This is a genomic window from Segatella intestinalis, assembly GCF_029348455.1.
GTDB lineage: Bacteria > Bacteroidota > Bacteroidia > Bacteroidales > Bacteroidaceae > Prevotella.
Window position 1 is genome coordinate 20,594 of sequence record NZ_JARJVV010000004.1, and the last position, 20,670, is coordinate 41,263.

The 20,670-nt window shown below is 42.1% G+C and carries 17 protein-coding genes; 9 read left to right on the forward strand and 8 right to left on the reverse strand.

What is annotated here, in order from left to right; all coding sequences use genetic code 11:
- The first annotated feature begins 651 nt into the window (after positions 1-651).
- From P3T48_RS03210 to P3T48_RS03225, 4 genes are all read left to right on the forward strand, one after another.
- On the forward strand, positions 652-1,767 hold the full coding sequence (locus tag P3T48_RS03210; protein ID WP_276505622.1) for a S1 family peptidase: 1,116 nt from the start codon (positions 652-654) through the stop codon (positions 1,765-1,767).
- Between the two features lie 287 nt (positions 1,768-2,054).
- Positions 2,055-3,323: an ATP-binding protein gene (locus P3T48_RS03215; RefSeq protein WP_276505623.1), complete on the forward strand. Its 1,269-nt coding sequence runs from the start codon at positions 2,055-2,057 to the stop codon at positions 3,321-3,323.
- 267 nt (positions 3,324-3,590) lie between these two features.
- Entirely contained in the window at positions 3,591-4,925 is a 1,335-nt protein-coding gene (locus tag P3T48_RS03220) for an ATP-binding protein (RefSeq protein ID WP_276505624.1), read from the forward strand.
- A gap of 268 nt (positions 4,926-5,193) precedes the next feature.
- A complete protein-coding gene (locus tag P3T48_RS03225) occupies positions 5,194-5,859 on the forward strand; it encodes a DUF4476 domain-containing protein (protein WP_276505625.1) in 666 nt (221 codons plus the stop codon).
- Positions 5,860-5,888: 29 nt separating this feature from the next.
- On the opposite strand, the gene P3T48_RS03230 is transcribed toward P3T48_RS03225, so the two are convergent.
- From P3T48_RS03230 to P3T48_RS03260, 7 genes are all read right to left on the reverse strand, one after another.
- Entirely contained in the window at positions 5,889-6,497 is a 609-nt protein-coding gene (locus P3T48_RS03230) for a hypothetical protein (protein WP_276505626.1), read from the reverse strand.
- Positions 6,498-6,749: 252 nt separating this feature from the next.
- Complete coding sequence (locus tag P3T48_RS03235) at positions 6,750-7,526, reverse strand: zinc-ribbon domain-containing protein (RefSeq protein ID WP_276505627.1); 777 nt, start codon at positions 7,524-7,526, stop codon at positions 6,750-6,752.
- A gap of 154 nt (positions 7,527-7,680) precedes the next feature.
- Positions 7,681-7,944 (reverse strand): hypothetical protein, encoded by a 264-nt coding sequence (locus P3T48_RS03240; protein ID WP_276505628.1) that lies wholly within the window; start codon positions 7,942-7,944, stop codon positions 7,681-7,683.
- A gap of 503 nt (positions 7,945-8,447) precedes the next feature.
- Entirely contained in the window at positions 8,448-8,966 is a 519-nt protein-coding gene (locus P3T48_RS03245) for a hypothetical protein (protein ID WP_276505629.1), read from the reverse strand.
- A gap of 56 nt (positions 8,967-9,022) precedes the next feature.
- The gene (locus tag P3T48_RS03250) at positions 9,023-10,828 is read right to left on the reverse strand and encodes a WG repeat-containing protein (RefSeq protein WP_276505630.1); all 1,806 of its coding nucleotides are present in this window, start codon (positions 10,826-10,828) and stop codon (positions 9,023-9,025) included.
- Between the two features lie 522 nt (positions 10,829-11,350).
- Complete coding sequence (locus P3T48_RS03255) at positions 11,351-12,589, reverse strand: protein kinase domain-containing protein (RefSeq protein WP_276505631.1); 1,239 nt, start codon at positions 12,587-12,589, stop codon at positions 11,351-11,353.
- Complete coding sequence (locus tag P3T48_RS03260; RefSeq protein WP_276505632.1) at positions 12,586-13,116, reverse strand: hypothetical protein; 531 nt, start codon at positions 13,114-13,116, stop codon at positions 12,586-12,588. The genes P3T48_RS03255 and P3T48_RS03260 overlap by 4 nt, the downstream gene beginning before the upstream one ends.
- 404 nt (positions 13,117-13,520) lie before the next feature.
- Here P3T48_RS03260 and P3T48_RS03265 point away from each other — a divergent pair, with 404 nt between their 5' ends.
- Complete coding sequence (locus P3T48_RS03265; protein WP_217758340.1) at positions 13,521-14,033, forward strand: proline and serine-rich protein 1 family protein; 513 nt, start codon at positions 13,521-13,523, stop codon at positions 14,031-14,033.
- 18 nt (positions 14,034-14,051) lie between these two features.
- Here the strand turns inward: P3T48_RS03265 and P3T48_RS03270 are convergent, their stop codons facing one another.
- On the reverse strand, positions 14,052-14,705 hold the full coding sequence (locus tag P3T48_RS03270) for an MgtC/SapB family protein (protein ID WP_276505633.1): 654 nt from the start codon (positions 14,703-14,705) through the stop codon (positions 14,052-14,054).
- A gap of 200 nt (positions 14,706-14,905) precedes the next feature.
- On the opposite strand from P3T48_RS03270, the gene ettA reads away from it, so the two are divergent.
- Genes ettA through P3T48_RS03290 form a run of 4 tightly spaced genes read left to right on the forward strand, consistent with a single transcriptional unit; the run spans position 14,906 to position 20,476 of the window.
- Complete coding sequence (ettA, locus tag P3T48_RS03275; RefSeq protein WP_158463550.1) at positions 14,906-16,603, forward strand: energy-dependent translational throttle protein EttA; 1,698 nt, start codon at positions 14,906-14,908, stop codon at positions 16,601-16,603.
- Between the two features lie 27 nt (positions 16,604-16,630).
- Positions 16,631-17,536, forward strand: a complete 906-nt coding sequence (locus P3T48_RS03280) for a TraB/GumN family protein (RefSeq protein ID WP_276505634.1) — start codon at positions 16,631-16,633, stop codon at positions 17,534-17,536.
- Positions 17,537-17,557: 21 nt separating this feature from the next.
- Positions 17,558-19,219: a carboxylesterase/lipase family protein gene (locus P3T48_RS03285; protein WP_276505635.1), complete on the forward strand. Its 1,662-nt coding sequence runs from the start codon at positions 17,558-17,560 to the stop codon at positions 19,217-19,219.
- Between the two features lie 33 nt (positions 19,220-19,252).
- Positions 19,253-20,476, forward strand: a complete 1,224-nt coding sequence (locus P3T48_RS03290) for an MFS transporter (RefSeq protein WP_276505636.1) — start codon at positions 19,253-19,255, stop codon at positions 20,474-20,476.
- Positions 20,477-20,670 lie beyond the last annotated feature (194 nt).

The window sequence follows — 20,670 nt, forward strand, 5'->3', positions numbered from 1 at the left end:
GGGTCTTTCGAAAACCCACCAGTCCTCCCTTACCCTTAAGGGAGGGTCCACCTCTCATCTCGGTCTTCTCCCCTCAGGGAAGAAGAGGAAACCGCTCCTCCTCGTCGCTCGTAACCATTTCATTCTATGGTTGGCGGACCATCAGAGGTCTACGCCAGCAGCAGAGCTGCGTTTTTTTGTGCGGGGATGAACCCGCCTTGCGGAAGAGCTTGAGTTAAAAATGATTCAAATCGCTGGTATAGGAGGAGATAAGAGGGAATTTTATCGACCTGTACGGTTTGTAATACGCAGCACGCCCTGAAGGGGCAGAAACTCTTAGCCCAGGGCAACGCCCTGGGTTTGTGGGCGTTAGCCTGGCGCCCTGTAAGGGCAAAAGCTTTAAAAAACACCTAATAAAAAATGAAAATTCTTTGCGATATGTAAAGCTTTTGCCCTTACAGGGCGCCTTGCACATTGGCATTATACCCAGGGCGATGCCCTGGGCTAAGAGCTTCTGCCCCTTCAGGGCGTGTGGGACAAAACTTGCGAAACTTCAGTTCCCTTAACTTCTTTAACTCCCCATAAAGATAACTTTTTCAAAATCTGCATAAAACGTTTGGAAAATAATAAAAAAAGAGTTACTTTTGCAACAAAAACAAAAGACTTTGATCAATGAAGAAAATTACCGCATTTATTCTCTTGCTATTATCATTAGTAAGTTGCAACGAGAAAACAGCCCAAGACTTATTTGACGAATCAAAAACAGGTGTTGTCCTGATTTTGAACGAGTACTATTATGTCATGAAATTACCTAATGGCAACAGCATATACTTCACCGGGATCGACCAGGAGGGCAATCTCGAAAACCTGGCTTTCGAATATGCTGACATCAAAAACAAACGACAAATCTTAACGGGAACCGGCTTCTTCATAGACAAGCAAGGAACTATCATGACAAACCGCCATGTAGCCCAACCCTCTATCGACAAAACGGCAGTAAAAGAAAGTTACAACAACATGGTGGCTTCCATCAAGGCATACTACGCCGCACAGATGAGTGCCTTATCGCAAGAATACCAAAACTTAGAGAGTCAAAAGAGTGATTGCTATTCTTACGATTTCTATGGTAATGCATACGAGAATACGGAAAGACTGCAGGAAATTGCCTCGCAACAAAGCGAACTGGAAGAGCAGTTCAACACACTGAACAGCGTAAGGGAATCCATGGACGACCACGTTTCATTGGATGAACTAAGCATTACAGCGGTTTGCGAAATCGGAATCGCCTACGACAACACCTTTGTCAATTCCGACAGAGACTTCTTGGACAAAAACCCTTGTGTGGTGATAAAAGTTTCTGACAAAGAAAATACTGACTTAGCCACCATCCAACTAAAGAACAAGAAGACTCCTGACGAGGCTCACGTGTTCAGAACCGACGGAACGATAGACGAAAACGTCATCGATAAGGTGAAAAATATGTTCTCCTCTCACAATGACAAGATTCTTCATATAGACCAACAACTTTATATGATTGGCTACAATGCCGGTCCTACCCTGGCTACTACCAAACAAGGCATCCAAGTTCAAATGACAAGCGGAAAGGTAACCCAGTTGCCAGACGGAGACAGGGTGTTATACAGCATCCCTACCATGCAAGGCTCAAGCGGCAGTCCCGTCATTGACAGCAAGGGACGATTAGTTGCCGTCAACTTTGCGAAGCTGAGGGGTACTGACAACTTCAACTTCGGCATCCCCATGAACAAAATCGCTGCTTTTCTGAAATAACAAAGGGGGAGATTTTGTAGCTTTTGGGGGGAAGTTAAAGGAGTTAAGACGTATGTCTTGCAGCTTAATAACTACGCCAAAAAGACTGTTGTCTTAACTCCTCAGCGACCGTAGGGAGCGATAACTCCTTTAACTCCTTTAACTTCTGAACTTACGAAACTTGAATTAGGTATATTTAGCTCTTATTTTTTACTACTTCCATCTTTTTATGTAAAAAACGCCATTTTGTTTTGTCGATTTAACAAAATAATCGTATTTTTGCAAAATCAACTAAACAAAAAGAGATTATGATACAAAAAGAAGTTATCAGAGAAATACTCTTGGAAAATAGAAAAGAGATAGAATTACAGCATATTGTCCCAAGAGACATCCAAATGGAAGAGTTTGCCAACTATGTCTTGATAGGCGTAAGACGAGCCGGCAAATCATTCATGCTTTATCAGCAAATTCAACAATATCTGAAACAAGGTATCAGTTGGAACTCTATGCTCTATCTCAATTTTGAGGATGAGCGATTGATGGGCATGACTGCGCAAGAACTAAACCTCATCCTTGAGGTTCATGGTATGATGTCTGACAAACGTCCAATTCTATTTCTTGATGAAATACAAAACATAGATGGTTGGGATAAATTTGCACGACGTTTAGCTGACAACAAGTACAAAGTCTATATAACAGGCAGCAACGCTAAAATGCTTAGCAGTGATGTGGCAACGACCTTGGGAGGTCGCTATATCACTAAACACATTATGCCATATAGTTTCTCAGAATTTCTGAATGCCAATGAGATTTCGTATGACACAGATACCATCGCGACCACATCAGGAAGAGCAAAAGTACAAAGATATTTTGAAAGCTATTTTCATTTTGGAGGTTTTCCTGAAGGTGCAAAACTGGCATCTAAAAGAGATTATATCAATAGTGTATATCAAAAGATTTACCTCGGCGACATAGCCTCTCGCAACAAAATAGAGAACCAGTTCTCACTTCGCATACTTTTCCGAAAATTAGCAGAGAGCGTGAAGCAACCAATTTCTTTCACACGACTCACCAATATAATAGCATCTACTGGTGCTAAACTCAGCAAACCAACTCTCATCAATTATATTGAATATTCTAAAGATGCTTTCTTAATTTATCCTATCAAGAATATCGCAGACAATCTCACACAACGTGAGACCAACCCTAAATACTATTTTGTAGATAACGGTATTATCAGTATCCTTGCCATGGATATAGACACATCATTATTAGAGAATATGGTTGCAATGGAACTATTACGAAGATATGGGTTAGACGAACAAGTTTTCTTTTATAATAAAAATATAGAAGTAGACTTTTATATACCTGATGCAGCAATGGCTATACAAGTAAGCTACAATCCCAAAAAATCTACAGAAACTTGGGAAAGAGAATCTACTGCCCTTATCAAACTGTCCAAGGTATTGGATTGCAAGCGTCTCATAATCCTAACTTACGAGTTGGAAGAAGAGATTATTGTAAAAGACAAGAAAATAGAAGTGATACCTGTATGGAAATGGTTACTTGATTTATAGCTATTATCCAGAACGTCAAGGCAGAAGCTTCAATAACAATATAATAAGAAAGTCCGTGGGGAAACAAATTCCTACGGACTTTTCTTATTAAAGACACCTCCCAACGCACATCAAATTTCGGGGGAATCGGATATTTCGCAATAAAAAATTTCGGGGGAATCGGATATTTCGCGATAAAAAATTTCGGGGGAATCGGATTTTCTTCACTTATCTTGTTCATTTTCAGATATTTTCCGTATCTTTGCAGCAGAATAAAGAAAAAATAATATGGTACAAAGAATTTTCAGACGCAAAATATACGATAAGATTCTCAAATGGAAAGAAGAGAATCTAGGGAAAACAGCACTCTTGATAGAAGGAGCTCGACGTGTAGGGAAATCAACTGTCGTGGAAGAATTTGCTCGAAAGGAATATCAATCATGTATCATCATCGACTTCAATAAAGCAAGAAAAGAAGTAAAAGATCTTTTTGAAGACTTGATGGACATGGACTTGTTATTCCTCAAATTACAGCAAACTTATCACGTAGAACTGGTTGACCGAAATTCAGTCATTGTTTTCGATGAAGTGCAGCAATGCCCACTTGCTCGCCAAGCCATCAAATACCTTGTACAAGATGGTCGTTACGACTATATTGAGACAGGTTCACTGATTAGCGTGAAAAAGAACACCAAAGACATTACCATTCCAAGCGAAGAAGACAGAATAGAAATGCACCCTTTGGATTACGAGGAATTCAGATGGGCTATAGGTGACCAAACATCCATCAACATTCTCGCCAAGTTCTGGGAGAAGAAACTCCCTTTGGGAGCAGCTCATCGAGAAGCAATAAGAAACTTACGCCTCTATATGTTGGTTGGAGGTATGCCACAAGCCATCAACACCTATATTGAAACCAATAATCTGAGCAAGGTAGATGAGACTAAACGTAAAATCATTAAGCTCTATGAAGATGATTTGCTAAAGATAGACACTTCTGGACGTGCATCTAAAATGTTTCTATCCATACCAGCAGCCCTTTCGCGTAACGCTTCACGTTATGTTCCATCATCAATAATAGGAGAAACAAATGAGGAGAAAATGCTGGAACTTCTCAAGACATTGGAAGATAGCAAGATTACCAATATGGCTTACCACGTTGATGACCCCAATGTAGGAATGCCACTGAGCACCAATTTCGAAAAATTCAAGATGTTTGTTGCAGATACTGGTTTGTTTGTAACCTTAGCTTTCTGGGACAAATCTTTCACTGAAAATATTATCTATTCTAAGCTGCTAAGTGACAAACTTGCAGCTAACTTAGGATACATATATGAGAATCTTGCAGCACAAATGCTTACCGCCTCTGGAAACAGACTTTTTTACCACACATGGAAAAAAGACGAAAAGCATTACTACGAAATTGACTTCCTTATCTCGAACGGCACCAAACTGTATCCAATTGAAGTAAAATCTTCTGGCTACAAAACCCATGTCTCACTTGATAACTTCTACGAGAAATACTCGAAGATTGTTGCGCAACGCTATTTGATTTACACCAAGGATTTACAAAAAGACGGCAACACATTGTTGCTTCCTTTTTACATGATACCATTCATTTAAGGAATAAAGTCCATGAGCATTCACTCCTGTTCATGGACTTTTCTGATTTATTATTTTTGTTGAAACCCGCAAATTCTGAAGGAACAAGGCATCCCCCGAAGGATTTAGCAACTCCCAAGTGTATGAATCCCACACGATAGGGATTTTCCTTTCAAGTTTAGGGATTTATTCCACACCATCTCACAAGAAAAGCATACTTTTGCAAGCGAAACAAAACAACAAGAATGTTTCAGTAAATGATTAGCAACCTTCAAAAACAGTAACGATTATGAAAAGAAATGAACTGATGGCACTGATTGCCACAACAATATTGATGTTTGCCGTATGTATGTCAGCATCGGCTAAAGGAAAGAGAAACGTAGAGCGCGGAATGACCAAACAAGAAGTGATTGCCATCTTGGGAGAACCGAAACTCACCAGTTTCGACATGTATGGGGACAAATGGGAATATGCTAAATATAATAATCTGTTTGGAGATTCCAAGTACATCACGGTATTCTTCGACAGAAACGGAAAGGTTGTGCAGTACGATACAAGAATCATAGAACCAAACAGCCAAACATCGAATGTACAGCAGCCACAACACCCTACCCCACCCATCTACGATGGAAGATGTGATCCAGATGGCAGAATGGATTACGGCTATTGTCTCGATGATGCTTCCTTCTCCAAACTATATAATAAGGTGAAGAAGGCAAGCTTTGATGACAACAAGTTCGACTTGATTGAAGTAGCAAGTCTCGGATGCTATTATTCCTGTGCCCAGGTCGTTCGCATCATGAAGATTTTCTCTTTTGACGATAGCAAGACGAAAGTCCTCAGCATGATGGCTCCCCGCATAGTAGATTTGCAGAATGCAACAGATATCTACCGCATATTCACCTTCGATAGTGACAAGGAAAAAGCAGCAAATATCCTACGAAATTGCAGATAATCCCTGCAAAACAATGGACAACGATAATATTACATCAAATAAGATAATCTCGAAATTTCTATTTCTTCTCCATTATACGTTAAACAGATAATATTACCATTAATTTCGTCTTGCGAAACTTTTTTCGCTTTTAACATATCGGAAATTTTCTCATTTTTCCCTTTTAATAGAATAAAAACTGCATTTTTGTAATTTCTAAATTTACAGTCGTCTTGCGAACTCTTTTCTTCAGATTTCAAAAAACTTGATAGTTTTTTGAAATCTTCAAGAATTACTTTATAATTCCCTTTGACCATGCATTCACGCTTTATTTCGACTACAACCCTATTATTTTCAGGGTCACCTTGTCCGCCATGTAGTACCATATCAGGATACCAATACTTATCATTCAATATTTTCCCAATTTCACCATTTAGAACCATGTTGTCATCTTTAAGCAAAGACCATTGATAATAAAGTTCATATGCAAAAACACGTTCCAGTTGATCTATCTGATCTTTTCTATCTTCTGCATTTGCATTATATTCGGCATATGATAAATACTGCTTGTCAACATTACTAATTGCATTTAATAAGACAAGAATGTCATGATCCAAATAATTTATTGTATTTCCTTCAAATTTTAAAATATAATTCATATACGAGTCCGATAAAAAAAGTGTTCTTGAAAAAAATAAGCTATGTTCAAAAAGTCCAAAAGCCAAGCAATTCGACATATTCAAAAAACGAATAGTCTCACTTTAAGGTATTTTATGGCTATAGCTGTGTACTAAAGTTATTTGAACAACTATAGTACGTAGCTATAGCCAAAGTTAGCTAACGCCAAGAGCAGGAAATAACTAACCAAGGCTATTGCTACATTTAAAGTAAATTCACTTTTTCAAATGATCTCATCGAGCTTTTACACCATCTTTATATCCCTTCCAAAAATTTTCACGATAAATTTTATAGTATTTATCATTCTTTGTGTTAAAGCCCTTAATATAATAGGAGGTTCTCACAGACTCTTCATTTTCTCCTTCATGATACTCCATATCCTCCGAATTAGTAAATGCACAATTATAGCCATCATCATATCCAGCCTTGGCAACCTTATCCGTCTCCTCTTGACCTTCGTCACTCACAACTTGCTCAGTAGCTTGTGAAGCATTTCCCTCATCCACGTTTGTATCATCGCCTCCACATTTTTCAGCTAAGTATCCAAGAAAAATAAGTACCCCAATAGCATAAAGAATTTTTGACCAACAGCCTAACTTGCCTGATTTTTCGGTATCTGGCTCAAATTGATTCACAGCTTGTTCTTGGTTTACAGATTGTGAATTAGACATATTTGTTACAGCATAACTATTAATGCTGACAGAAACTCCCAATGCTTGCAACTTATGAGCGATGGTTTCCACGACATCATGTTTTAAACCTTCTGCCACAATACAAGGGGCAAATTTAACACGCTCTTCTGCATAGCTTTTATCCATTCCAAGATCATTCATCAGAACTTTTATTATTTCTAACTTAATTTTCTCGTCAATAGGGGCAGTAAATGCTATATTCCAGACTGTATCATTAACATTTTCATTTGACCATGAACCACCTGTAGGATTTCCACACTTAGGACAGAACTTAGTTCCATCTTCCAACTTGTTTCCACAATTTTTACAAAATGCCATATTTTTACACTACTTTTTTTAATTAATGATTAACGAACTATTTCATAGAAGCATTATATAATAAAAGCTTCGCTTTTTCAGAAATAATATTCTATAACACTTATAATATAAAGTTGAATATTAGACCTCTCTGGGTATTTATTACAAATAGTATTTAATGAACCAAAGAAACCTCCTCTCCCGTAATAGGATCCTTTGGAGAAGTATCAATTTTACGACTGAGCAAATTCTTCAATTCCTCATAAAGGCCCTGCTTTTCTATTTTTGATAGCAAAACTTTCAATCTTTCATCACCTAAAGCTTTCTCACCTTTACCATTAAATACGTAGATTTCAACTACTCGCCCAAACAATGCACGATCTGAATCAGAAAACCCCGCCTCAGACATTATTTTTTCAATTTGATTTTTGTAAAACATATACACTTAAATTATAATAAAACTATTAAGGTCCTAAAGGTCGAAAAGTATAGACAGAAAAAGGCGTGGACCATTTACTTCGTCTACGCCTCCTGAGGTATCGCCAAACACCATAAGCCACATAATACGAGTAAAAGCCCACGCCGTATTGCAGGCGTGAGCGTCTAACCTTTACTCTTTGTGGCTTCTTTTAAATTTGGCGATTTTCAGGAAGCAAGAACAAAAAGCTAACGCTTCATTTTCCTATATGTCTTTATTTGTTTATGTCATATTTTACAATTTAATTGTTTAACATACCGCAAATATATAGAAAACCATCCACACTACCAAACTTTTCTGAAACTTTTTTTTAATTTTATTCCAAAATAAGTCCTATAGCTTATACGACGTGGGCTATATATTTTTTTTCATTGAGGGCAAAGGTACAAAATTAAAATGGAAACAGAAGAAAGGTTTCCGACCATTTCTTCCATTTCCATTTTTTCAGAAAAGCATTCTATTTTTTATACTTTATGAAACGTCAGTACCACTCCATCATTTCCTGTCAGTTTCATAACATTGTCACCATCAAATTCGACTTCAAGAGAACCATTGAAATCATTAACATTCAACTCTCTTTTAAATTCTTCCACCATTTGTTTCTTGGCTTCAGGATCGTTCAAAAACAATTGGATCAAGGCGTCAATACTTTTATTACCCGTGCTTATATTATCTATAGAACACTTCACCTTATCAGGATCAAGCTCCAAATCCATAAATCCCATTGATACATCCCATTTTCCATTTATCTTAGCGCTAACACCTACCTTGATGTTCATCCCTTCTTCCTCTACTGCTCCACTTCCTTTTATGTTCAAAGTAGCAGTTCCGTTTTCACGCAAATCAAGATAAAATTTTCCTGTGAAACCTTCATCGGTAACACTATCGCTTACCCAATTACCAACACACTGCTGTCTGTCCACGCAAGATGTTATTGCCAACATACCTATGATAGCAACGAAAACATACAAAACTTTTTTCATGTTTTTTAAAATTAAGTGATTTATTGTACAAACAACAAAACTATTATCAAAATATCTTAGAGTTCTTCAGTTTTCCCCTCTTTTGTAACCTCAAACACACTACCTTGCTGCTTGCATTCTCTCAATTTCAAAACAACATCGTAACAAGTTCCAGGAACTTGGTAAGAACCGACCCATTCTGTTCCTTCTCTGTCATTAGGTTTTATTTGCAAAGAGACATAATGAATACCATTAGGATGTTCATAGCCAACACTAATATTTAAGTCATATCTATAAATATATCCTCTCATTGTTTGAACATTATCGGGCACGGAAACATTGTTTCCATTAATCGTAATGGTAAACGTAGCGTTTGACTTGTTTAAAAGCGCATCAGTAAGAACGGCATCAAAAACATATACACCTTGGTATATCGTTCCTTCATCATAGTCAGCAATCACACCATTTTTAGTAGAATTTTGTTGAGTTTTATTTGCTGCAACGTCAAATGTACTTTTGCCTTCTTTATCTACGTAGCCATAAACACCATTTTTTTTAATGACAGCAAGTCCTTCACAAAAATCATGTAACGGTTCAAATTCTGCAGGTTTGTCAAAAATAAAGGGAACAACTTCCTGCCCATTTGCATTTATATATCCACATTTTCCATTTTTGACTGCAGCCACCAATCCTTCTTTAAAGGAAGCAACAGTATCATATTGGCAAGGAATTACATTATTGCCCTCTTTATCAACAAAGCCCCATTTCCAGGCAGTTTTAACAGCAGCTAACCCTTCAGAAAAGTCTTTAGCTCTTTTATAAATAAAAGGAATTGCGGTTTCCCCCTGTTTATTTAAAAAACCTGCCATTCTATTTCTCATCACCATAACAAGTCCCTCATGGAAATCATTCGCCTCATCAGGAGCTCCATACTCTCCCCAATCATCCATAACTCCATTATCGTAATAACTACTCGAATGATATGAGCATGGTATGACAAAGGTTCCTAAAGGATCTACATATCCCCACAGGTGTCCTTTGCATACGGCAGCCATTCCATCTGAGAAATTCTGTATGACATCATAATTGCATGGTACAACAACCTTGCCATTCAAATGCTTTAATCCCATCTTTTCGTCTTGTGAAAATATAACTATTTTGTCTTGGAATTCAAGTTCATTACCAGTCAGTACTTTGCCGGTTTTATCAATATAATTTTCCAAATCAACTAAGGCAATACCATTCTTAAATTCACCAGCTATGCTAAACTTTGCAGGAATAACCTCGTTACCCATCTTGTCAATATAGCCATATACTGGTGAGTCATACTCATCTGTACGCAATGGCAAAGCAGCCAAACCTTCCGAGAAATCTGTCGGCGTTTCTCCTTCACCAAAAGGTACTTGATATTTAATGGGAACAACTTCTTTCCCATCTAAATCAATGTAACCACACTTCAACCGCCCCTCATCATTTCTATAAGCCACCCAAGCTCTTTCTTCCTTAAAATCGGCTACTTGGTCATATTTTGCAGGTACTATCACATTACCCATTTTATCTATGAAGCCATACTTTTCGTTTTTACAAAACCAGGCACGCCCCTCATGGAAGTCTCCTATCATATTGCAACCTTTTACAGTCTCTGCTATTTTATTTAAAGAAGAGCCATTGGACATTTCGTTCAAAGCATAAACACCATCTACTGCCAAAAAGACGACACAGAAAGTAAAAGCCATACGAAAATCCAGAATTCTTTGGGATTTTTTCAGCTTAAAGCTTGTATTTCTAATTGCGTTTGCAAAACCTAAAGCACATGACCAAAATGTGGTCATAAAAAACGAAATCATTGATAAAATGCCAGATACTAATTTTCCGATTTTCATAATTTACGAATTTAATTGTTTAACATAATTATTCACAGAACCTACTATAGTAAACGATTGTTAGGTCATAAGGTCAAAAAGGTATAGACAGAAAAAGGCGTGGACCATTCACTTCGTCTACGCCTCCTGAGGTATCGCCAAACACCATAAGCCACATAATACGAGTAAAAGCCCACGCCGTATTGCAGACGTGAGCGTATAACTTTTACTCTTGTGGCTTCTTCTAAATTTGGCGATTTTCAGAAAGCAAGAACAAAAAGCTAACGCTTCATTTTCCTATATGTCTTTATTTGTTTATGTCATATTCTACAATTTAATTGTTTAACATACCGCAAATATATAGAAAACTATCCACACTACCAAACTTTTCTGAAACTTTTTTTTAATTTTATTCCAAAATAAGTCCCATAGCTTATACGACGTGGGCTATATAGTTTTTTTCATCGAGGGCAAAGGTACAAAATAAAAATGAAAATGGAAGAAAGGAACTCCGACCATTTCTTCCATTTCCATTTTTTCGCTTTAAGGATTCGCCTTTTTACCATTATCCTGCATCTTACCAAACACATATCCTACTACACTCTGAAAATTATTCTCTGCATAAGCAAAGAGCAATGATTCCTCCACTTCGGGATACTTTGCATGAAAGTCTGAGGTTATCTTTATAACCTGATGATGAAATTCTGTACTCTTGGCCTTCCAAGCCAAACCTACCGTCGGTGAAGGAAAAATGGAATCGCAAAAAGAACTTATTGTCTGTCTATAAGCTTTATCCAATGAGGCATCCATCTCCTTTTGCCAATTTTGACTTTTTGCATTCTGCCGGACAGTCGAAACTGCCGGACGAGAATTCTGTACAACAATGGGATTTGCAGTTGGATTCTTTGATTTCTGCGGATTCTGGATGAGATGTTTAATTGTATCAGCCTCCTCCTGAACTGACGCGTTTTTTATTGCCGGATTCGGCACTGAAGAGAACTTGAACACGAAAGAAAGCAATAGAAAGGAAAATACCACAACGGTTATAGATGCAACCCACATCATATTTTTTCTTACTATCTTCTTTGTTGCCAAAGCTGCCTTTAAATCTGCAATGCTCGGATAACGGTCTTGAGGATTTTTATTCAAACACCTTTTTATCACCTTATTATATACAGGAGGATGTGGCAACAATTCCAATAATTTGCCTACAGCATAAATATCTGTTCTAACATCCACCTTCCTACCAGCAAGCTGTTCTGGTGCAGCATACTGCGTAGTATATCCAGTAGAATCAACAAAAGTATCGGAATAACAGCAGCCCAAATCTACCACCTTTACATCATAACCAATGCGAGTCAACATGATGTTCTCTGGTTTCAAATCGAGATGAAGGACCTGATTGTCATGAAGATATTGCAAAGCACTTAATAATTGACCAACAAACTTATCGAAATGTTCTGCATCTTCAAAGTATGTAGGATGATTTTTCAAGAAAGCCAACAAGTCCTCTCCATCTACATACTCCATTAAGATTTCATCATTATGAAAAGAGACATACCTTACAATATTGGGATGCTCTAATCGAAAACCTATTTCAAATTCTTTCCGTAAGGCCTCCCGAAAAAGGATATTGTCCTCGTGCTCTTTTTTCAGTTTTTTCAAGAAATGAAGTTTGCCGTATATCTTTACACGGTAAGCCTCACATATAAAGCCTGAAACGGGCAAGGGTTCCGCCAAACAAGACTGATGTTTATCAGAAAAACAAGAATAATCCATCATTTCTCTATCAGCTTTAACGTATCTATTCCTGAGACAACGGCAGCAGAATAGGGACCCAGACATTCATCTCCCCGATAAACATTCCTTGCATAAAAAGGATGATGCAGGATAAAATTCTGGATTTGCAAACGATCACCAAGTTCCAATTTGTTTCCCTCTCGCTCTACCACAACAAAATAATCATCTCCCACATACTCAAAAACTACATGCCGGTCAGGCGAATAAGTTATATCTACCCGATCACCTACAGTCAGATTAGCCGCACGTATTTCGTCCTCAGGAGTATCAAAACCCGAACTATATTTTTCCTCTTGATTTACAGCATCTTCCCAATGAGCATACCCAAGATATTTTGCCAACACTTCAAGGGTGCTGGCATGAGGAGTACGCTCATCATTTGCAAATCCTAAAAGGCGCTTTAGAGTTGTAGCACCAATATGGATTCCTAAATTACTCTCTATATCAAGCGAGAGGAATTCACAGTCAGACGGCAAATACAAATCATTCCCCGACTTTTTCCGTAACATCTTTATTATATATTCAGGTAATCGCATAGTTTTCGTTTTTTAGTATTATCTTGAACCATAGTTCACTATGCTACAAGACAAAAAATCATCCGTTTTCCAAGACCTTAGAGACACTTATTTATTTGCCGATTGACTCAACACATAGTTATGTCGCCCTAAGTGGCGGTAAAGGTAAGTTTTTTTTTGCTTCTATGCAAGAAGATAAGTAAAAAAAACGAAACATCGAAGTACAGTTTTGGTACTTTGTAGGGATTTTCCTTTTACTATTAGGGAATTATCCCCATGTTTAAACAATGGAAAGGAGTAACTTTGCACTGACTCTATAAAAGATAAGAGCTCTACTTTCAAAAAAAGGGAAGTTAGAGAAGTGTAATAAACACCAACCTTCAAAAACAGTAAAGACAATGAAGAGAAATGAAGTAATGGCAATTATCGCCACCAGCCTGATGCTCTTTGCCTTATGCCTCTCGGCTTCGGCTAAAGACAGAAACGAGAAAGTGATCAACTACAGTACAAGAATTGACGATGACAACAACCGCAAACCAACGGTTACGGTTTGTCCGGAACGTCCTACCCCACCAACTCTCGGTCCGGCATTCTGTCCCGAAGAGGGAACACGCTATGGCTACAGTCTCAGCAACCAAAGCTTCTCCATACTATATAATAAAGTGAAGAAGGCATCGTTCGATGACAACAAGTTCGACCTGATAGAGGTCGCCAGCTTAGGATGCTACTACTCCTGCTCACAGGCTGTCAGACTGATGAAGATTTTCACCTTTGACGACGAACGGCTGAAAGCGCTCTCCATGATGGCGCCCCACATCGTTGATCCTCAGAATGCGACCGACATCTATAAACTGTTCAGTTTTGACAGCGATAAGGAAAAGGCTGGAGAAATCATGAGAAAGTGTAAATAATTGTTCCCCCTCACGACCCTACTCCATCGTGGAAATCGTGACATCAGAGAAATCATTCATATAGTCGAGCATACAAAGGGTATGGAAACCGCGTTTCGCCTTCAGTTCCATGCTCACCTCCAAAAACTCGCCCTTGGACGTGCGACGGTCTTTCAACTCATAAGAATGGACCTCTACATTGTCTTGTTTCAGACTCTTGATGAGCTGCTTCACACTATCTATCGAGGGAGCCGAAAAGGACAACTCGATTGTGGTGGTTCCCAACTGTGGTATCAGATAGTTGAGCACCTCAAGTCCCAGGAGCACCATCGCGGTCGTGATGACGGCGGCGACAAACATGCCCGTTCCGCAAGCCAGACCTATGGCTGCTGTCACCCATAAGCCGGCAGCGGTGGTGAGTCCTCTCACCACATTCTTCTGGAAGATGATGGTTCCTGCACCTAAGAAGCCGATGCCCGACACCACCTGGGCTGCGACACGGGAAGAGTCTTTCAGGTCGACACCAAAACCATATTGCGACACCACACAGAAGAGGGCACTTCCCAAGGCTACCAGGAAATGGGTGCGAAAGCCTGCCTCCTTGGCACGATACTCACGCTCTATACCTATCGCTCCGCCCAAGACCATAGCCAACGTCAGCCTTACCACCAATTCCATATAAGTTGCATCCATAATTGTATTTTTTTGTTTGTAATTTGCTGCCAAATATAAACAAAAATTACGGGAAAACAACTTCCATCTGCCACTTTTTTACCCGACAAGCACATTTTTTCTCTTTATTTGCCATTTCAACGTTACTTTCTTGCGAAAATTGACTTTTTATTTGTATTTTTGCAAGCAGACAGAAAAGATTAATACATTATATAATAAACATGGCAACAGTTGACGACAAGAAGATTATCTTCTCTATGGTGGGAGTATCCAAGATTATCCCACAAAATCAGAAACAAATTCTGAAGAACATCTACCTATCGTTCTTCTACGGAGCAAAGATCGGTATCATCGGTTTGAATGGTGCCGGTAAATCTACGTTGATGAAAATCATCGCAGGACTTGAGCAACCTACCCAAGGTGAGGTGGTTTGGAGCCCAGGCTACTCTGTGGGCTACTTGCCTCAGGATCCTCCGCTCGACGAGAACAAGACCGTGAAGGAGAACGTGATGGAGGGTGTGCAGAAAATATACGATGCACTCGCTGAATACGAAGATATTAACAATAAATTCGGACTCGAGGAATACTATGGCGATCCCGACAAGATGGACAAGCTGATGCAGCGACAGGCCGAGGTGCAGGACATCATTGATGCTACCGACGCCTGGAACATCGACTCTAAGCTGGAGCGTGCGATGGATGCACTGCACTGCCCTCCCGGCGACTGGCCCGTAACCAACCTCTCGGGTGGTGAGCGCCGTCGTGTGGCTCTCTGCCGTCTGCTGCTGCAGAAGCCTGATGTCCTCCTGCTCGATGAGCCTACCAACCACTTGGATGCTGAGAGTATCGACTGGTTGGAGCAGCACCTGCAGCAATATGAGGGAACAGTCATCGCCGTCACTCACGACCGATACTTCCTCGACGATGTGAGCGAGTGGATATTGGAACTCGACCGTGGCGAGGGAATCCCATGGAAGGGCAACTACTCGTCTTGGCTCGACCAAAAGACCAAGCGAATGATACAGGAAGAGAAAACTGCCTCTAAGCGCCGCAAGACGTTGGAGCGCGAGTTGGAATGGGTACGCATGGCACCTAAGGCCCGACAGGCTAAGGGTAAGGCCCGTCTGAACTCCTATGAGCAGATGCTCAACCAGGAGCAGAAGGAACGCGAGGAGAAACTGGAGATCTTCATCCCTAACGGTCCTCGCTTAGGCAACAAGGTGATCGAGGCTCAGCACGTAAAGAAGGCTTTCGGAGAGAAGGTGCTCTTCAATGACCTCAACTTCATGCTTCCTCCTAACGGCATCGTGGGTGTCATCGGTCCTAACGGAGCCGGAAAGACTACCCTCTTCCGCCTCATCATGGGACTGGAGCAGGCCGACGGCGGCAACTTCGAGGTGGGTGAGACCGTGAAGCTTGCCTATGTGGACCAGCAGCACAAGGACATCGATCCTCAGAAGACGGTTTACGAAGTCATCTCGCAGGGCAACGAGACCTTGCGTCTTGGCGGACGTGATGTGAACGCACGAGCCTATATCTCGCGATTCAACTTCTCGGGAACCGATCAGAGCAAGCTCTGCAGTGTGCTTTCGGGTGGTGAGCGCAACCGCCTGCAGTTGGCCTTGGCGCTGAAGCAGGAAGGCAACGTATTGCTTCTCGATGAGCCTACCAACGATATCGACGTGAATACGCTGCGCGCCTTGGAGGAAGGTCTGGAGGCCTTTGCGGGATGTGCGGTTGTCATCAGTCACGACCGTTGGTTCCTCGACCGTATCTGTACTCACATCCTTGCCTTCGAGGGTAATGGTGAGGTCTTCTTCTTCGAGGGAAGCTACTCGGAGTACGAGATCAACAAGGCTCGCCGTCTTGGCGATACTGAGATCAAGAAGGGTCGCTATCGCAAGTTGATGGAAGAATAAAAATATAAGGATAAAAAATCAGAGAAAATGAAAAAGTTAATGATTATCTCACTGGCTCTTGTATCAATGTTTACAAGCGCCAACGCCCAACTCTTGTATAAGATTTCGGGCAAAGACCTTAAGTCACCATCCTACATCGTAGGAACTTATCATCTGGCACCCGTCAGTTTCGTCAATGCCATAGAGGGTATCCCTGACGCTCTCACCAATACCGAACAGGTATGCGGAGAGCTCGACATGGAAGATATGAAGAAACCAGAGAGTGTACAGAAAATGGCAGTTGCCATGCTGCTCCCTCACGGCAAGACACTCAAGAGCCTGCTTACCGAAGAAGAGTACACACGACTCAACAAATTGCTCAAGGACCTGACAAGTGCCGATATGAGCAACCCTATCGTGGAGGCTAAGTTTGGCAACATCACACCGCAGGCTCTCAACACACAGCTCACCCTGCTCATGTCGCTCAAGCATGCCCGTGGCTTTGACCCTACACAGTCGTTCGACGACTACTTCCAGAAGTTTGCCAAGCGCAACCACGAGCCTGTCATCGGTCTTGAGACGGTTGACAAGCAGATAGAGGTGCTCTTCAAGAGTATTCCTCTCGAGCGCCAGAAGCAACTCCTGATGTGCCTCGTCGACAACACGGAATATTACAACATGGTAACGCAACGCCTCAGCGACGCCTACTTCGCTCAGAACATGAAGCAGATAGAAGAGGTGATCAGCGAGAAGCGCAACGACAGCTGCGACGACACGAAAGAGGAGTATGCCATCATGTTCGACAACCGCAATGCTGACTGGGTGGCAAAAATGCCTGCCATCATGAGCGACAAACCAACCTTCTTTGCCGTAGGTGCCGGTCATCTGCCAGGCGAAAAGGGTGTGCTCAACCTCCTCAAGCAGGCTGGCTACGAGGTAGAGGCAGTGAAATGATTTTTCAAACCAAACAACTATATGAAGAAACTATTTTTATCTCTCGCTTTTCTGCTCCCCATGATGGGAACGATGGCGCAAACCCAGGTAAAGACGGCCGAGGGTATCCTCGAAGGAAAAGACCTCTCGGGCATCAAGGTGTTTAAAGGTGTTCCGTTTGCTGCTCCTCCTGTGGGCAACCTCAGATGGAAGGCTCCGCAGCCAGCAAAGCACTGGGACGGTGTGCGCGAGGCTAAAGAGTATGGACCTAATCCGATGCAGGAACCACTCTTCGGCGATATGAACTTCGGAACCAAGGTGAACAGCGAAGACTGTCTATACCTTAATATATGGACTCCTGCCAAGACGATGAAAGAGCATCTGCCCGTATTGATCTATTTCAATGGCGGAGGACTGATGGCAGGAAGCGGAAGCGAGGCTCGATATGCTGGCGACGCGATGGCGAGAAAGGGCATCATCTCTATCACCGCCAACTATCGCGAGGGTATCTTCGGTTTCTTCGCGCATCCACAACTCTCCAAGGAAACCACCTATAAAGGATCGGGCAACTATGGTTTCATGGACCAGGTGGCTGCCATAAAATGGGTGAAAGACAATATCGAGGCCTTCGGAGGCGACCCCAACCGCATCACAATCGTTGGCGAATCGGCCGGTTCGATGTCGGTAAGTGCCCTGATGGCTTCGCCTCTCTGCCAGGGTCTCTTTGCACAGGCCATGGGTTCCAGCGGCTCGGTCATGGGATTCAAAAAGGTGCTTACCCTGAAGGAAGCTGAGCAGAAGGGTGTGGAAATGGCACAGAATATAGCTGCACAGATGGTCGGTAAGACCGATAAGACAAAGGGAAAGGCAAGCAAGAAGAAAACCCCTAAGGCTGACATCGACATGCTTCGCAACCTTCCTGCTGAAGAGTTGCTGAAGTTGGCTTCCGTCAAGTCGCGCCCCGTGTACAACATCGACGGATATTTCTTCGTAGAGCAACCAGAAGAGACTTTCGCCAAAGGCAACCAGACCAAGGTGCCTCTGCTCGTGGGCGGCAACAACCAGGAGATGACACCATGGGCTGTACTGATGGGCAAACAGCCTACGGTGGAGAACCTGAAGGCTGGTGCCAAAGCTACTTTCGGCGAAAAGAACATAGATGAGTTGTTCCGTCTTTACGGCATCACTGCCGACAAGGATGTGCTGGAGCAACCGGGTGTGAACTTGGCTTCTGACATCTTCCTCGACTATTCCACATGGAAGTGGGGCAACATGCACAAGCTGACAAGCGGACAGCCCGTTTACCGTTATCGCTATTGTCATCCCCGTCCTGCCATGGCCATCAAGGGAAAGGTGGCTGCCCTGGCTGGTGGTGTGATAGACGCCAAGGAGGGTGAGGCTCCTGCCCCACAGGACAAGGGTGCCGTACACTCTGCCGATATCGAGTATGCCATGGGCACTCTGCCGACCAACCGTGTTTACGACTGGCAACCTGCCGACTACATGATAAGCGACATCTTCAGCCAGTACTACATCAACTTTGTGAAGACTGGCAACCCCAACGGACTGGGTCTGCCTGAATGGCCTTCCACCAACGGTAAAGCCATCGCTCCTGTGCTACAGATCGACGAGAACACGGTGGTAAAGACCGATGCCCAGATGGAGAAGCGATATGAGTTTATCGACCAACTGTTCTGGAAGTAAAGCGGTCAAATGGTTCTCAAAACCAATATAGAAATGAATATAAAATCAATAGGTAGTAAAATAAAAGGAAACCCCACAAAGATGGAGGGGACGGTATATTCGATACTTATCATTTGTGGCATTTCCCACTTTCTGAATGATATGATTCAGTCGATCATCCCCTCCATCTACCCCATCATCAAGGATAAGTTCGACTTCTCGTTCGCACAAATCGGAATCATCACCCTGATGTTTCAGATGGCGTCATCGATTCTGCAACCCTTTACCGGACTGTATGCCGACAAGCATCCACGTCCCTATGCCCTCTCCGTGGGTATGTGTTTCACACTCATCGGTCTGCTGATGCTGGCCTTCTCTGAAAATTATCTGCTGATTCTCCTCTCTGTGAGCATCGTGGGTTTAGGCTCATCCGTGTTCCACCCCACTGCATCACGAGTAGCCCAGTTGGCATCGGGAGGTAGGAAGAGTCTGGCACAGTCCATCTTCCAGGTAGGTGGCAACGGTGGCTCGGCGATAGGTCCTCTCCTTGCAGCCCTCATCATCCTGCCTTTCGGACAGCACGCCATCTCGTGGTTTGCCCTTGCCGCCTTGCTCGCCGCCCTTATCATGATCAGATTAGGGGCATGGTACAAGGCCCGGTTGGTGTATGTGGTGACGCATCCGCAGAAAAACGTCACCCTGAACAACGACATCTCGAAGCGGGCAAAATATGGGGCACTGCTCATCCTCGTGCTGCTCATCTTCTCGAAGTATTTCTATACCTCCTGCATCACGAGCTACTTCACCTTCTTCCTGATCGATAAGTTTGGCATCTCAGTACAGGCTTCTCAGTTGTGTCTGTTCGTCTTTCTTGCCGCCTTTGCCATTGGTACTGTGGCTGGAGGCATGTTGGGTGATAAGTTTGGGCGCAAGTACGTCATCTGGTTCTCTATCCTCGGCGCGGCGCCCTTCGCCCTCATCATGCCCTTCGCCAACCTGTTCTGGACTCTCGTCTGCACCTTCCTTTCGGGATTGATCATTGCCTCGGCTTTCTCGTCTATCGTGGTGTACGCCACTGACCTGATGCCCGACAAGGTGGGTCTCATTGCCGGCATCTTCTTCGGACTGATGTTTGGTTTAGGAGGTTTGGGCTCCGCCTTCTTCGGATGGTTAGCAGACAAGACCAGCATCGAGTTCATCTTCCAGGTAAGCGCCTTCCTGCCTCTGCTCGGCATCATTGCCGGATTCCTGCCTAACACGCAAAAGAAGAGGAAATAAGGGAGATTTTTTTGGAGGAGTTAAGGGAGTTTGAGGAGTTAAAGAAGTTAAGGGAGTTAAGGGAGTTAAGGGAGTTAAGACAAATGCCTTTGTGGATATGAAATTAAACAGCACACCCTACCATACAGGTCAAAAAAACTCCCCAACATCCCCAAAAAATCTTCAACATCCCCAAAAAATCTCCAACATTCCCA